The organism is Rothia koreensis (genome assembly GCF_004136575.1).
GTDB lineage: Bacteria > Actinomycetota > Actinomycetes > Actinomycetales > Micrococcaceae > Rothia > Rothia koreensis.
In genome coordinates this window covers 17,900-29,741 of sequence record NZ_NOIQ01000024.1, presented here as the reverse complement: position 1 = coordinate 29,741, position 11,842 = coordinate 17,900, and the positions used below count along the sequence as shown (strand labels likewise).

General features: G+C 65.2%; 13 protein-coding genes. 9 read left to right on the top strand and 4 right to left on the bottom strand.

Annotated features, from left to right (window positions below; translation table 11 throughout):
* On the top strand, positions 1-220 hold a 220-nt coding region (locus EWU68_RS13365; RefSeq protein ID WP_238692448.1), incomplete at its 5' end, for a hypothetical protein.
* Here EWU68_RS13365 and EWU68_RS11875 read toward each other — a convergent pair.
* On the bottom strand, positions 169-1,143 hold the full coding sequence (locus EWU68_RS11875; protein ID WP_129316346.1) for a flavin reductase: 975 nt from the start codon (positions 1,141-1,143) through the stop codon (positions 169-171). The two genes, EWU68_RS13365 and EWU68_RS11875, sit on opposite strands and share 52 nt — an antisense overlap.
* A gap of 128 nt (positions 1,144-1,271) precedes the next feature.
* Here EWU68_RS11875 and EWU68_RS11870 point away from each other — a divergent pair, with 128 nt between their 5' ends.
* From EWU68_RS11870 to EWU68_RS11840, 7 genes are read left to right on the top strand one after another with little or no spacing between them, the layout of a single operon-like run.
* Positions 1,272-2,012: a GntR family transcriptional regulator gene (locus EWU68_RS11870; RefSeq protein ID WP_129316345.1), complete on the top strand. Its 741-nt coding sequence runs from the start codon at positions 1,272-1,274 to the stop codon at positions 2,010-2,012.
* Positions 2,013-2,016: 4 nt separating this feature from the next.
* The gene (locus tag EWU68_RS11865; protein WP_129316344.1) at positions 2,017-2,646 is read left to right on the top strand and encodes an amino acid synthesis family protein; all 630 of its coding nucleotides are present in this window, start codon (positions 2,017-2,019) and stop codon (positions 2,644-2,646) included.
* Positions 2,643-3,194: an amino acid synthesis family protein gene (locus EWU68_RS11860; protein ID WP_129316343.1), complete on the top strand. Its 552-nt coding sequence runs from the start codon at positions 2,643-2,645 to the stop codon at positions 3,192-3,194. The genes EWU68_RS11865 and EWU68_RS11860 overlap by 4 nt, the downstream gene beginning before the upstream one ends.
* A gap of 5 nt (positions 3,195-3,199) precedes the next feature.
* The gene (locus tag EWU68_RS11855; RefSeq protein ID WP_129316342.1) at positions 3,200-3,955 is read left to right on the top strand and encodes an alpha/beta fold hydrolase; all 756 of its coding nucleotides are present in this window, start codon (positions 3,200-3,202) and stop codon (positions 3,953-3,955) included.
* Positions 3,948-5,429 (top strand): aldehyde dehydrogenase, encoded by a 1,482-nt coding sequence (locus EWU68_RS11850; protein WP_129316341.1) that lies wholly within the window; start codon positions 3,948-3,950, stop codon positions 5,427-5,429. Before EWU68_RS11855 ends, EWU68_RS11850 begins: the two co-directional genes overlap by 8 nt.
* A gap of 4 nt (positions 5,430-5,433) precedes the next feature.
* Complete coding sequence (locus EWU68_RS11845; protein ID WP_129316340.1) at positions 5,434-5,682, top strand: tautomerase family protein; 249 nt, start codon at positions 5,434-5,436, stop codon at positions 5,680-5,682.
* 54 nt (positions 5,683-5,736) lie between these two features.
* Positions 5,737-6,783, top strand: coding sequence for an LLM class flavin-dependent oxidoreductase (locus tag EWU68_RS11840; RefSeq protein ID WP_129316339.1), 1,047 nt, complete (start codon positions 5,737-5,739; stop codon positions 6,781-6,783).
* Between the two features lie 89 nt (positions 6,784-6,872).
* Here the strand turns inward: EWU68_RS11840 and EWU68_RS11835 are convergent, their stop codons facing one another.
* Both EWU68_RS11835 and EWU68_RS11830 read right to left on the bottom strand, forming a co-directional pair.
* Positions 6,873-8,528, bottom strand: coding sequence for a thiamine pyrophosphate-binding protein (locus EWU68_RS11835; protein WP_129316338.1), 1,656 nt, complete (start codon positions 8,526-8,528; stop codon positions 6,873-6,875).
* Positions 8,529-8,730: 202 nt separating this feature from the next.
* Positions 8,731-10,194 (bottom strand): sodium:solute symporter family protein, encoded by a 1,464-nt coding sequence (locus EWU68_RS11830; protein WP_129316337.1) that lies wholly within the window; start codon positions 10,192-10,194, stop codon positions 8,731-8,733.
* Positions 10,195-10,275: 81 nt separating this feature from the next.
* Here EWU68_RS11830 and EWU68_RS11825 point away from each other — a divergent pair, with 81 nt between their 5' ends.
* Positions 10,276-10,839 (top strand): helix-turn-helix domain-containing protein, encoded by a 564-nt coding sequence (locus EWU68_RS11825; RefSeq protein WP_129316336.1) that lies wholly within the window; start codon positions 10,276-10,278, stop codon positions 10,837-10,839.
* 117 nt (positions 10,840-10,956) lie between these two features.
* Here EWU68_RS11825 and EWU68_RS11820 read toward each other — a convergent pair whose 3' ends face one another.
* Positions 10,957-11,703 (bottom strand): S1 family peptidase, encoded by a 747-nt coding sequence (locus EWU68_RS11820; protein WP_129316335.1) that lies wholly within the window; start codon positions 11,701-11,703, stop codon positions 10,957-10,959.
* Between the last annotated feature and the right edge of the window lie 139 nt (positions 11,704-11,842).

Below are 11,842 nucleotides of genomic sequence, written 5' to 3'. Positions count from 1 at the left end.
GCCGGGATCGGGCTCGGCGCAACAACGCGCCCACGAACTGAGGAACAGGCCGGGCGCCGTCTTCTGGGGGTCCATCGGCGTCGTCGTCCTGGGTGGCAACCCGAATCGACGGACGTCGCGGTGGACGGGCGAGCAGCCGGCGGCGCGCCCGGCGGAGTCGGCTGGTGGTCAGCCCAGCGGGGTCAGATCGAGGCTGTCGAAGAACTGCCCGGCCTTGTAGATCATCGGCTCGTCCTCCGAGGCGTCGGCGGAACGGACGCGACCGATGAACACGGTGTGGGTGAGCGCCTGGAAGCGCTCCTTGATTTCGACCTCGATCGAGGCCGAGGACCCGTCGAGCAACGGGGACCCGTGTTCGCCCTCATGCCACTCGAGGTCGGCAAACTTGTCCGCGGACTTCGACGCGAAGACCCCGAGAGTCTCGCGTTGGTTCCGGCTCATGATGTTGATGCCGATGTGCTGGGCCTGGAACATGGCCGGATAGGTGGAGGAAGTCTTCTGCACGCAGACCAGAACCAGGGGCGGATCCAACGACACCGAATTGTAGGAATTCACCGCGAGGCCACGGGGCTTGCCGTCTTCGTCCTTCGTGGTCACGACCGTCACCCCGGTGATGAACTGCTTGTTGAATGCTTTCAGGGCCTCGTGGCTCGGATTTCCGCTGAAGTTCTCGACCACGGATGCATCCTCGCCGTCGAAAGCCGCCGAGAGTGACTTCAGGCCCAAGTCGGCCAGGAGATTTCCGGAGTCCCAGGTGGCTTCCTCGCGGGAAATCAGGCCGTCCCGGAGATGGAGCAGGTTCGAACCGTGCGTCGTGACCTGGGTTCCCGTCGGCGGGACGTCGTGCAAGGGTTCAGTGAAGGTTCCCGTGGTGTGCCAGTAGATGGCGGCCTGGTCGCCGTCGACCAGAATCTGGTCGATGACGGTTTCCAGGTCGGGAAATGCCGCACGAATTTCGGAGATTTCATTCTGGATTCCGTCGAGGTCCGATGACTTGCCGGAACCGGTGCTGATCCGCTCGTAATCGGCCGTGACGATCTCGCTCAAGGCGGCCACATTGCCGTCGTCCCAGGCCGCACGCCAGGCGTCGCCGACCGATGTCTTGATGTGATCTGAGGCATGAAAAGTGCTTGTCTGTTGCATGCAAGCAACCCTAGGCGTATAAATCTCGGCGCGTCAACGGCTTTTTTGATCCGCGAGTTTTCGGAGTTTTTTGGCGTTCATTGACAGTATCGTGGCATGCATCATAGGTTTCATGTATGCAAGAAGACATGGATACAGTGCCTCAGTCACGCTCCGGGGACATCACCCTGCTGGAGAAGATGCGGCGCCAGATCACCAACGGCCGCTACGGACCGGGCGACCTCATCCCGGAGCTGACTTTGGCGGAGGAGTTCGGCGTCAGTCGTACGCCCATTCGGGAAGCGCTCAAGCAATTGCAGAACGAGGGCCTGGTGGAGATCAGGCCCCGCGTCGGCACTTTCGTTCGACAACCGACTCGGCGAGAAATCGTGGAGCTCTTCGAACTCAAGGAATCACTCGAGGGCCTCGCCGCCGGCCTCCTGGCGCGTCGCGGTCGAGTCCGCGAGCTGGAGACCCTCGAACGGAATCTGATGGATTCGGACAGGGCCGCCGCGGAAGGCGACAGTCAGGCATACGCCGAATTGGTCCACGAATTCCATTGGACTCTGGTGCGCGGTGCCGACAACAGGAAGCTCTACGAAACCTATGAGCGCCTCATGAACCAGCTGGCCTACCACCGCATCGTCGTCAATACGGTGGCCCGGCCCGAGCGCCTCAAGGCTTCGGACAACGAGCATCACTCCGTCGTTGAGGCGATCAAGAGCAAGGACGCCCTGGACGCCGAATTCACCATGCGGAACCACGTGCGAGCCTCCAGCCAGGCGGCCCTGCGGCCGATCGACGAACCCCAACCGGCGCGGCCCGGATCGATCGACGACGACGCCCAGGAAAACCGACGGGTCGAAGGCGGTGAGCTCCGTGCCTGCTGAGACCATGACCGGAACATTCGGCGCCGATGTCCTCGAAAGCATTGGCCTCCGTTCCGTCACGACCGTTTGTGACGAGATCCTTTCGGAGTCCGGGACGCCGCTTGATCGTCCGCTGCGCCAAGTCGCGTCCGTCGCGGTGGTTGAGAACCCATGGGTCGGGGGAGGGGTCGAGCAGGACCTCGGGCCGGAAGCCCGAGAAGTGGCTCCCGTTCTCGGCAAAATCCTCTCCGACCAGGTGGTGTCCGCTCTGGGCGGGGTGGACGACGTCGCAACCTTCGGCAAGGCGGCACTCGTGGGAACCGAGGGGGAGCTCGAACACGCCGGCGCCCTGATCCACACGCCGTACTTCGGCAATATCGTCCGAGAGCTCTTGGAAGGGACCTCGGTCCTCTGCTTTGCGGACGGTCGGGCCATCCCCGGAACCGACGTGCGGATCCCCCTCTGGCACAAGACCCACGCCACCTCGCGAGACCACTACCAGACGATCGACGTGCATCTGACGGACGCTCCGCGCGAGGACGAGATCTGCGTGGTCGTCGCCGCATCCGACGGCCCCCGGCCATTCCCTCGGCTCGGGGACCGACGAACCGATGCACCCATCACTTCCGAAATTCTGAAAGGAAAACTGACGTGAACATTCGCAAGATCACGACCATCACCGAGGACATCGTGACCGAAGGCGGACGCCCCGTGGAACCGGCGGCGCGCCTGGCCGTGGTTGCCGCCGTCATCGACAATCCCTGGGCCTCCCAAGGATTCGTGGAGGACCTGACGGAAGGCATCGACGCGGTCGCTTCCGATCTCGGAGCGACCTTGGCCCCTCGCGTCATGGAGGCGCTGGACGCACCGTTGGAGGCCTACGGCAAGGCCGCGATCGTCGGACTGGACGGGGAGATCGAACACGGGTCCGCCCTGATCCACACGTTGAAGTTCGGAAACCACTTCCGCGATGCGGCGCAGGCGAGCACCCTGCTCCCTGCCGTGGAAAAGAGGGCCGCGAGCGGAACCGTTTTCGATATTCCGCTCAAGCACTTCACGGATGCAAGCATTCGGTCCCACCACCAGACCATTGAGGTGCGCGTCTCCGATGCCCCTCACCCGAACGAAATCGTGATCGCGTTGGCCGGGGCCGCTCAGGGGCGCCCTCAGCAGCGGCTGGCTTCGCTGAGCACTGAGAGGTGAGCCGCGTGTCCGAGGCCGCTTGCACAGCTCCCGTGGTTCTCCTGCACGGCGTCGGGCTCGACCGGACGGTGTGGTCGGACGTGGAAGAACGCCTGACCGATCGCCGAACGGTTGCCCTAAACCTTCCCGGCCACGGGAGCCGGCCCCCGCTCACGCAGCCGGTTTCCCTGACCGACATGGCGGAAGACGTTCTCGCGCGAATGCCCACCGGCCGGGTCCATCTGGTCGGCTTCTCCTTGGGTGCGCTGATCGCCCAGACCATTGCGGCACGTCATCCCGAGCGGGTCGAGTCGTTGGCCTGCGTCAGCTCGGTCTGTTCCCGGAGCCCCGAGGAGGCCGACGCCGTTCGGGCGAGGCTCGCGGCGGCCCGCCAGGACTTCCGGGCCAGCATGCACCAGGCCCTCGACCGATGGTTTCCCGGTCGGGACGATGTGAGTCTGGAGCGACGGGACAAGACCGCCGAGGTTCTGATGGCCAACGACGTCGAATCCTATCTCCACGCCTACGCCGTGTTCGCGTCGGGAGACAGGGAGGTCCTGCCCGAACTCCCGTCGATCTCCGCGCCCACGACGGCCGTCACGGGAGAACTCGATACGGGATCCACGCCGGAGATGGTGGACCGGTTGGCCGGCTTCGTCCCCGACCTGCGCCGTCGCGTGGTGCCCGGGGTCCGCCACATGCTCCCCGTCGAAGCCCCCGGCGAGCTCGTCGCCGAACTGAACGAATTGATCACCGAATCGGAAGGAGCTCATCATGGCTGAGCGACTCGAACACTTCATCGGAGGGCAACATCGCTCGCCGTCCAACGGGGCATGGTTCCCGAGCACGAACCCCGCGACCTTGGAAACCCTGTACGAAGCGGCTCGCGGCGACCGGGCCGACGTGCGCTCCGCCGTGGACGCGGCCTACCAGACCTTCCATTCACCCGAATGGTCGAGGACGACGCCGTCCCAACGGGGCCGCCTCCTCCGGAGGCTGGGGGATGTGATCGGCGAGCACGCGGAGGAACTCGCCCGGTTGGAGAGCCTGGACAACGGCAAGCTGTACCGGGAAATGAAGGGACAGCTGGCGACCCTGCCCGAGTACCTCTATTACTACGGCGGTCTCGCCGACAAGGTGCAGGGCGCCCAGATCCCGACCAATTCGCCGGAGGTCCTGAACTTCACGCAACGTGAGCCCCTGGGCGTGGTCGGGGCCATCACGCCCTGGAACTCGCCCTTGACCCTGACGGTGTCCAAGCTGGCCCCCGCCCTTGCGGCCGGCAACACCCTGGTGATCAAGCCCAGTGAGTACACCTCCAGGACGATCCTCAGGTTGGGCGAGCTGGCCGACGAAGCAGGATTCCCGGCGGGCGTGGTGAACGTGGTGACGGGGTTCGGCGCCGAGGCCGGAGACGCCCTGGTCAACGACCCGAGGCTCGCCAAGATCTCGTTCACCGGTTCCACGCGCACAGGTTCGGCCATTGCCTCTTCTGCGGCGGCCCGCTTCATCGGTTGCACGCTGGAGCTGGGCGGGAAGAGCCCCAACATCGTGTTCGAGGACGCGGACGTGTCCAACGCGGCCATGGGGGTCATTGCCGGCATCTTCGCGGCCGGCGGGCAGACCTGTATCGCGGGCAGCCGGGTGCTCGCTCACCGGAGCATCTACGACGAGCTGGTCGAGCGCGTGACCGAGCGGGCGTCGAGCATCGTCATCGGTGACCCCATGGACGACGCCACCGAACTGGGCCCCCTCGCCTTCGAGGACCAGCTCGCCAAGGTCAGCTCCTACGTCGACATCGGCAAGGAGGAGGGCGCGACCGTCCGCTACGGGGGCCGGGCTCCGGAGGTGGATCTGCCCGGGTATTTCTTCTCTCCGACGGTGCTCACCGAAGCCAACAACGACATGAGGATCTGCCGCGAGGAAATCTTCGGGCCGGTTGCCGCGATCATGCCCTTCGACACCGAGGACGAAGCGCTGCGGTTGGCCAACGACACGGAATACGGCTTGGCTGCGGGCGTGTGGACGTCGAATCTTCAGCGGGCCATGCGCATGTCGCAGCGGCTCGACGCCGGAACCGTGTGGCTCAACACCTACCGTGCCATGTCGCCCATGTCCCCGAGGGAAGGGTTCAAGCAGTCCGGCGTCGGCGTCGAGCACGGCCTGGAGTCCATGAACGAATACACCCGGTTGAAGAGCATCTGGATCAACACCGACGAGGGTCCGGTCGCGGACCCGTTCGTGATGAGGAGTTGATCCCGTGCCCCTGATCGACATTTCCATCGCCGAAGGGCGCAGCGCAGAACAAGTGCGGGCGCTGATGGCCGGGGTGCACCAGGTGGCGGAGTCCACGGTGGACGCAGCACCGGAAAACATCACCGTCATCGTTCGCGAAGTGCCGCGCGAGCAGTGGTCCAGAAACAACCAGACCATCCGCGAAAGGGAAAGCGCGACGGAAGACGCCGCGATCCCCAACACCCCAGCGGATGCGCACGACGCAGAGAACTGATCAAGGAACGAAAACAGGGACGTTTTCGAACACGACATCTACGAGGAGCGCAGTATGCGATTTTCACTGTTCATTCACATGGAGCGCTGGGACGAGTCGCTCAGCCACGAGGAGCACTGGCAGAACCTGGTCGAGCTCGTCCGCATCGCGGAGGAGGGCGGATTCGAGACCGTGTGGATCGGAGAACACCACTCGACCGAATACACCGTCTCTCCCAGCCCCATGCCGCAGTTGGCCTATCTCGCGGCCAAGACATCGACGATTCGACTGGGCGCGGGAACGATCGTCGCCCCCTTCTGGACCCCGATCCGTGCCGCGGGCGAGACGGCTCTCCTGGACGTCATCAGCGGCGGGCGCGCCGAAATCGGAATCGCCCGGGGAGCGTACCAATTCGAGTTCGACCGTTTGGCCGGCGGAATGGCCGGTGAGGAAGGTGGCCGGTACCTTCGGGAACTCGTGCCCGCCATTCGCGCATTGTGGCAGGGCGATTACGCCCACGACGGCGAGCTGTGGCAGTTCCCGGTCTCCACGAGCGTGCCCAAGCCCGTGCAACAACCCACCCCGCCCGTATGGGTTGCGGCCAGGAGCCCGGAGACCCACGACTTCGCGGTTGCCAACGGGTGCAACGTGCAGGTCACGCCCCTGATGAAGGGCGACGAGGAGGTCAAGGACCTCAAGGACAAATTCGACGCCGCGGTCGCGAACCATCCCGAGGTCGAGAAGAAGCCGGAAATCATGGTGCTCAAGCACACCTACGTCCACTCTCCCGAGGAACCGGAGGGGTGGCGTCCCGCGGCAGAGGCGATCAACCGGTTCTACCGCACCTTCTCAGCCTGGGCCTTCGGAAAGAAGGAACCGGTCAACGGTTTCCTGGAGCCGATGCCGGAGGAGAACTTCGCCGAGCGGCCCGAATTCGCACCGGAATCCCTGCACCGGACCGCGATGATCGGGACGCCGGATGAGGTCACCGAGCGCATCCGGAACTACGAGGACATGGGCTACGACGAATACAGCTTCTGGACGGACAACTCGATGTCCCACGAGGACAAGAAGCGCTCGCTCCAGAGGTTCGTCGACGACGTCATCCCGAACTTCCGGTAACCCGTCGACCTCACGAAGAAAAGGCGGAGCCCCCTGGGACCGATGTGTCCGAGGGGGCTCCGCCGCGTGGTGGCGTGTGGGTCCGGGTGCTAGATGTCCCGGCCGATGGTCAGGTGAACCAGCGAGGGACCCTTGGTCCCGAGGGCCTGGCGAACGGTCTCGGCCAGGGTGTCCATGGTCGCCGAGAACCCGGTCGCCCCGAAGCCTTCGGCGAGCCGGACCCAGTCCGGCTGCCTGAGGTCGACTGCGGTCGGGGCAATGCTGCGGTCCTCTTCGTTGGCACGGATCTCGCCGTAGCCGCCGTTGTCCACGCAGATGATCGGAAGATCGAGGTCCTGCTCCACCGCGGTCATGATCTCCTGGATCCCGAACATGAGGGCGCCGTCACCGAGCAGGCAGACCACGGGACGCTCCGGCGCGGCGATTTTCGCACCGATGGATGCGGGCAGGCCGTACCCGAGGGTCGCGTAGGTTCCCATGTACAGGAGCGAGTTGGGCTTGGGCGCTCGGTAGAACGTCGTCGTCCCCATGTAGGTGACCTGCGACGAGTCGCCACCGACGATCGCGTTCTCCGGGAGAACGCTCATGATGATCTCGTTCAGCTCGGCCAGTTCGGGAGCGATCGAGCGTCCTTCGTCGTCGAGCTGGTCGAAGACCTCGGTGAGGTCCGGGGCGGCCCGGGTGCCTGATTCCACGCCCTCTGCCTTGAGCGCCGCGATGAGCTGGGGGACCACGGCCACGGAGTTTCCCGGCAGCTCGAGGTCCGGGGTGATGTTGGTCAGCATCTGCTGGCGTTCGATATCGACCCGGATGATGGGTCCGTTCGGGCGGATGTCGCCGCCCCACAGTTCGGCCTCACCGATCTTGGAACCGATGATCAGCATCGCGTCGGCGTCCCGACAGAAGGCGTGTGCCGTGCCGAGCCGCAGGTCGGCGCCCAGGGAGAGCCGGTGGCGCTCCGGGATCGCGCCCTTCCCGTTGGTCGAGGTGATCACCGGGGCCTCGAGCAGCTCGGCGAGCTCGAGCACCGCCTCGTGGGCCGCGACCGAACCGCCACCGGCCACGATGACGGGCTTCTTGGAGGCGGCCAGTATATTCGCGGCGCGGGCGACGTCGTGCGGTTGGGCGGGTTGGAAGGAACCGAGGGGTCGGGCGCGGAGCTCCTCCTCGGTGAAGCCGCCGGCCTCCTCGAGGACGTCGAGCGGGACCTCGATGTGGATCGGACGGGGGCGGTCGTGCTTGAAGGAGACGAACGCGTTGTGAATCATCTCGACCGCTTCGGAGGCCGAGCTGACCCGGCGGGAAAGGCCGATGATCGAGTCCACCGCCCCGGTCGGGTTCTTGGTCTCGTGGAGGGAACCGATGTCGCGGAATTCGGTCCCGCGGGGCCGGCCGGGGGAGAGGAGAATCATGGGGCGGGACTCCGCGTACGCGGTCGCGGCTCCCGAGAGCGAGTTGAGCAGTCCCGGGCCGGAGGTCGTGATGACCACGCCGGGAAGGCCTGTCGTCAGGGACCAGCCGTCCGCGCCGTAGGAGGCGCCTTGCTCGTGGCGGGTGGTCACGGGCTTGATGTCGAGCTCGTCGAGATGGCGGTAGAACTCGAGGTTGTGGGTGCCCGGAATGCCGAACACGGTGTCGATCCCGTAGTTCCTCAGGGTCGCCAGGATCGCATAACCAGCGTTGTGGCGTGGTTCGGTGCGCACGGGGGCGGTGTCCGCGGTGGTTTCTGCGGTCTGGTCGCTCATGATGCTTCTCCTTCTCGCCGCGGCCCTGCGGCGAACGGGGTGGTGACAAGGCGGTCTCGCCGAGACTCCGCAATGTGTCCTGGTGTGCAACCAGAATATACATATATGAAACTTTTGGGGAGGGCGTAGGGCCTCCCGGAGGCCGAGGCCGGTGGAAGACCGCGCGTCGCGGCCTCGCGAGTCCCAGGCCTCGGCCGCCCTGTCACCGCCTTGACCCCTCGACGCGGTCCCGCCACGCGGTCAGCGTCGCGGCGTCCGTGCGGGGCGTCAGCAGCGAGACCGCCAGGTAGACGACGACGGACAGGACCAGACCCACGTAAATCGGTTCGTTCGCGTCCACGCCGAAGAAGATCATGGACACCAGCACCCCCAGCGCGCCGACCAGCATCGAACTGGCCGCTCCGGCGCCCGTCCCGCGTTTCCAGAAGAGGCCGCCGAGGATAGCGACCAACAGGCCGCCGACCAGGATGTCGTAAGCGATGGTCAGCGCCGTGACCACGCTCGGCACGATCATCGCGATGACCGTGACGATCACGCCGATGCCCAGAACATACAGCCGGTCCAGTCTCATGCTCGAGTCGGATTCGCCGGATTCCTGGCCCGCGTCCGCTTGGTCGACGTCCTTGCCCGCCCCGCGTCCGAACAGGCGCGCGATCAGGGGCACGACGTCGACCCGTGCGACCGTCGCGGAGGCGATCAGCGCACCCGAGGCCGTGGACATCATGGCCGCGACACCCGCCGCGAGTACGATGCCGCCCAGCCCCTCGGGGAGGTAGTCCTGCGCGAGTGCGGCGAAGGCGTCGTCGGGGACGTCGAGGTTCGGCATGACGGCGGCCGCGCCCATGCCGATCACGGCACCGGCGATTCCGTAGAGAAGGGTGTAGACCCCGGCCGCGAAACCTCCCCACCGAGCAACGCGCGGGGTCTTCGACGTGAACACCCGTTGCCAGATGTCCTGCCCGACCAGCAGGCCCAGGGTGTAGACCACGAACATCGTGACGATGGACTCTGCGCCCATGGCGCCGGGATCGAAGAATTCGGCGTCCAGCCGCTCGTGGAGGCCGGACCATCCTCCCGCCGCGTGCAACGAGAAAGGCAGCAGGAGCAGGAACATGCCGACCGTCATGATGAGGAACTGCATGAGGTCAGTCAGCGTGATCGACCACATCCCTCCGAGGATCGAGTACGCGATGACCACGACGGAACCGATGACAATCCCCCACGGGCGGTCGAGGTCGAACAAGACCTTGAAGATGGACGCGTACGCCGACGTCGACGTCACCACGAGCATTGCCGTGTATCCCAGCATGACCACCGAGGACGCCTTGACCGCCCGTCCGCCGTAGCGCAGCTGGAGCATCTGCGAGACCGTGTAGACGCCGAGCCGCTGGAGCCTGCCGGCGAAGGCGAGGGACAGGATCATGACGCCGATGGCGATGGCAGCAACCATCCACATGCCCGAGATCCCGTAGGTGTACCCGAGGCCGACGCCGCCGATCGTTGCGGCCCCTCCGAGGACGACGGCGGACATGGTGCCCGTAAAAAAGAGGTAACCCAGGCGTCGTCCCGCGACCCGGTAGTCCTCCGTGCTGTTGGCCCGGCGCTTGCCGTACCAGCCGATGAGCACCATCGCGGCGAGGTAGAGAAGAATAATAAGAAGGTTCACAGCGCGGACCAATCCTGACGCAGAGCAGAAATCATGACCTCTATCGATACCATGCATAGAGGCCGAGGAAAGGATCCAGCCATGAAGGCGTTGCCCGTACAGCAGTCGGAGAGGTCGCCCGAGCTCGGATCGCGCCTCCGCAACCATCGGCTGCGCCAGCACATGACGATCGAGCAGCTGGCCACGGCAACGGATCTGACCAAAGGTTTCATCAGCCGCGTCGAGCGCGAGCAGACTTCTCCGTCCGTCGCGTCACTCGTGAAGCTGTGCCGGGCCCTGCGCGTGGACATCGGCGACCTGTTCGAGGAGCCGGATACGCAGGTCATCCGTCTCGACGAGGCCCCCGAAGTGGACCTCGGAGGGGCGGGCATTCACGAGCGCCTCGTCTCGGGGCCGGACCTGGAAAAGGTCCAGGTGATCCGGGCCAGCATCGAGCCCGGGGGCAAGGGCGAGGAGAGCCTGTACACCGTCGAGTGCGAGACCGAGGTTCTGCACGTCATCTCCGGTGAGTTCGTTCTGCGCACGAGCGCCGGGGAATTCGAACTGTCCCCCGGGGATTCCGTGACCCTGAGCGGCCACGAGCCGCACTCGTGGCGCAGTACCGGCGGCCCGGCCGAAGTCCTCTGGGTTCTGGTCAACAAGTAGGGACCGCACGGTCCGTGAACGAATTTCGCGCGGCGTCGGCACCCGCCGAAGCGGTGGTCGACGCCGCGCGAATCACCTCTGGGGACCGCGGTCGATGATCCGCGGTCACCGGTCGGCTCACACGCCGGTCTGCTGCGAGATCCAGTCGCGGTGGTCGTTGAGGTTGGCGTAGTTGCTTCCGGCCTGGGTGTCGGCGCCCGGATCGACGGTATCGCCGGTCGAGCACACTCCGACGATCTTGCCGTTGATGACCAACGGACCGCCGGAATCGCCGTGGTTCGAGGCGCCGTCGTCGCCGCGGATATGGATCGCTTCGCCCTCGTAGGCATCCGTGGAGGTTCCGAGCACGTTCACTCCGGCCGTGTACAGCCAGTCGGGCTGACCCTGGTTGGCGCGCAGGCCGTAGCCGAAGATGTCTCCGTGGTCACCGGCGCTGGGCGTGTATCCGTCGCCCAACTGGGCGTACGAGCTGACCTCGTGCGGAGTCTCGAGGTGGACCAGACCCACGTCACCGTTCGGTGAGTTGACCACACGGTCCGAGGCCTCGGCCGGACCGGGGTTCGAGGTGTCGTTCGAGTAGTAGGCCTTCATGTCCTGCGACCCTTCGGTGCAGTGGCGAGCGGTCAGAATCCACTCGCTGTTGATGGCCTCACCGGTGCAGCCGAAAGTTCCCTGTTCTCCCTCGGTCTGGAAGGAGAGCTGGACAATGTTGGGGCTGTTGGTGGGTTGGCCGCCCACAATGTAGTTGGCCGGATCGCCGTCCGTGGCGGCCAGGGCGGGGGTCCCGGAAACCCCCAGTGCTATCGACGCGCCGATGATTCCCAGCGCTGAAGCTGCTCTCTTAAGGTGCTGAGGCTTTTTCATTGACTGAACTCCATAGAGCCACGGCCCAAACTGTTTTCGAGCCTGGTCGACCCAATGTAAGTCACGTCTCATAATTCGGTCAATGAATATTCAAAAATGAATACTCATGACGGATATTGGGGTTCTCGCGGTGTATTTT

Coding starts and splice junctions, on each gene's coding strand:
- EWU68_RS11875 (WP_129316346.1), bottom strand. CDS start 1,143: ATGCAACAGACAAGCACTTTTCATGCCTCAGATCACATCAAGACATCG.
- EWU68_RS11870 (WP_129316345.1), top strand. CDS start 1,272: ATGGATACAGTGCCTCAGTCACGCTCCGGGGACATCACCCTGCTGGAG.
- EWU68_RS11865 (WP_129316344.1), top strand. CDS start 2,017: ATGACCGGAACATTCGGCGCCGATGTCCTCGAAAGCATTGGCCTCCGT.
- EWU68_RS11850 (WP_129316341.1), top strand. CDS start 3,948: ATGGCTGAGCGACTCGAACACTTCATCGGAGGGCAACATCGCTCGCCG.
- EWU68_RS11840 (WP_129316339.1), top strand. CDS start 5,737: ATGCGATTTTCACTGTTCATTCACATGGAGCGCTGGGACGAGTCGCTC.
- EWU68_RS11835 (WP_129316338.1), bottom strand. CDS start 8,528: ATGAGCGACCAGACCGCAGAAACCACCGCGGACACCGCCCCCGTGCGC.
- EWU68_RS11825 (WP_129316336.1), top strand. CDS start 10,276: ATGAAGGCGTTGCCCGTACAGCAGTCGGAGAGGTCGCCCGAGCTCGGA.
- EWU68_RS11820 (WP_129316335.1), bottom strand. CDS start 11,703: ATGAAAAAGCCTCAGCACCTTAAGAGAGCAGCTTCAGCGCTGGGAATC.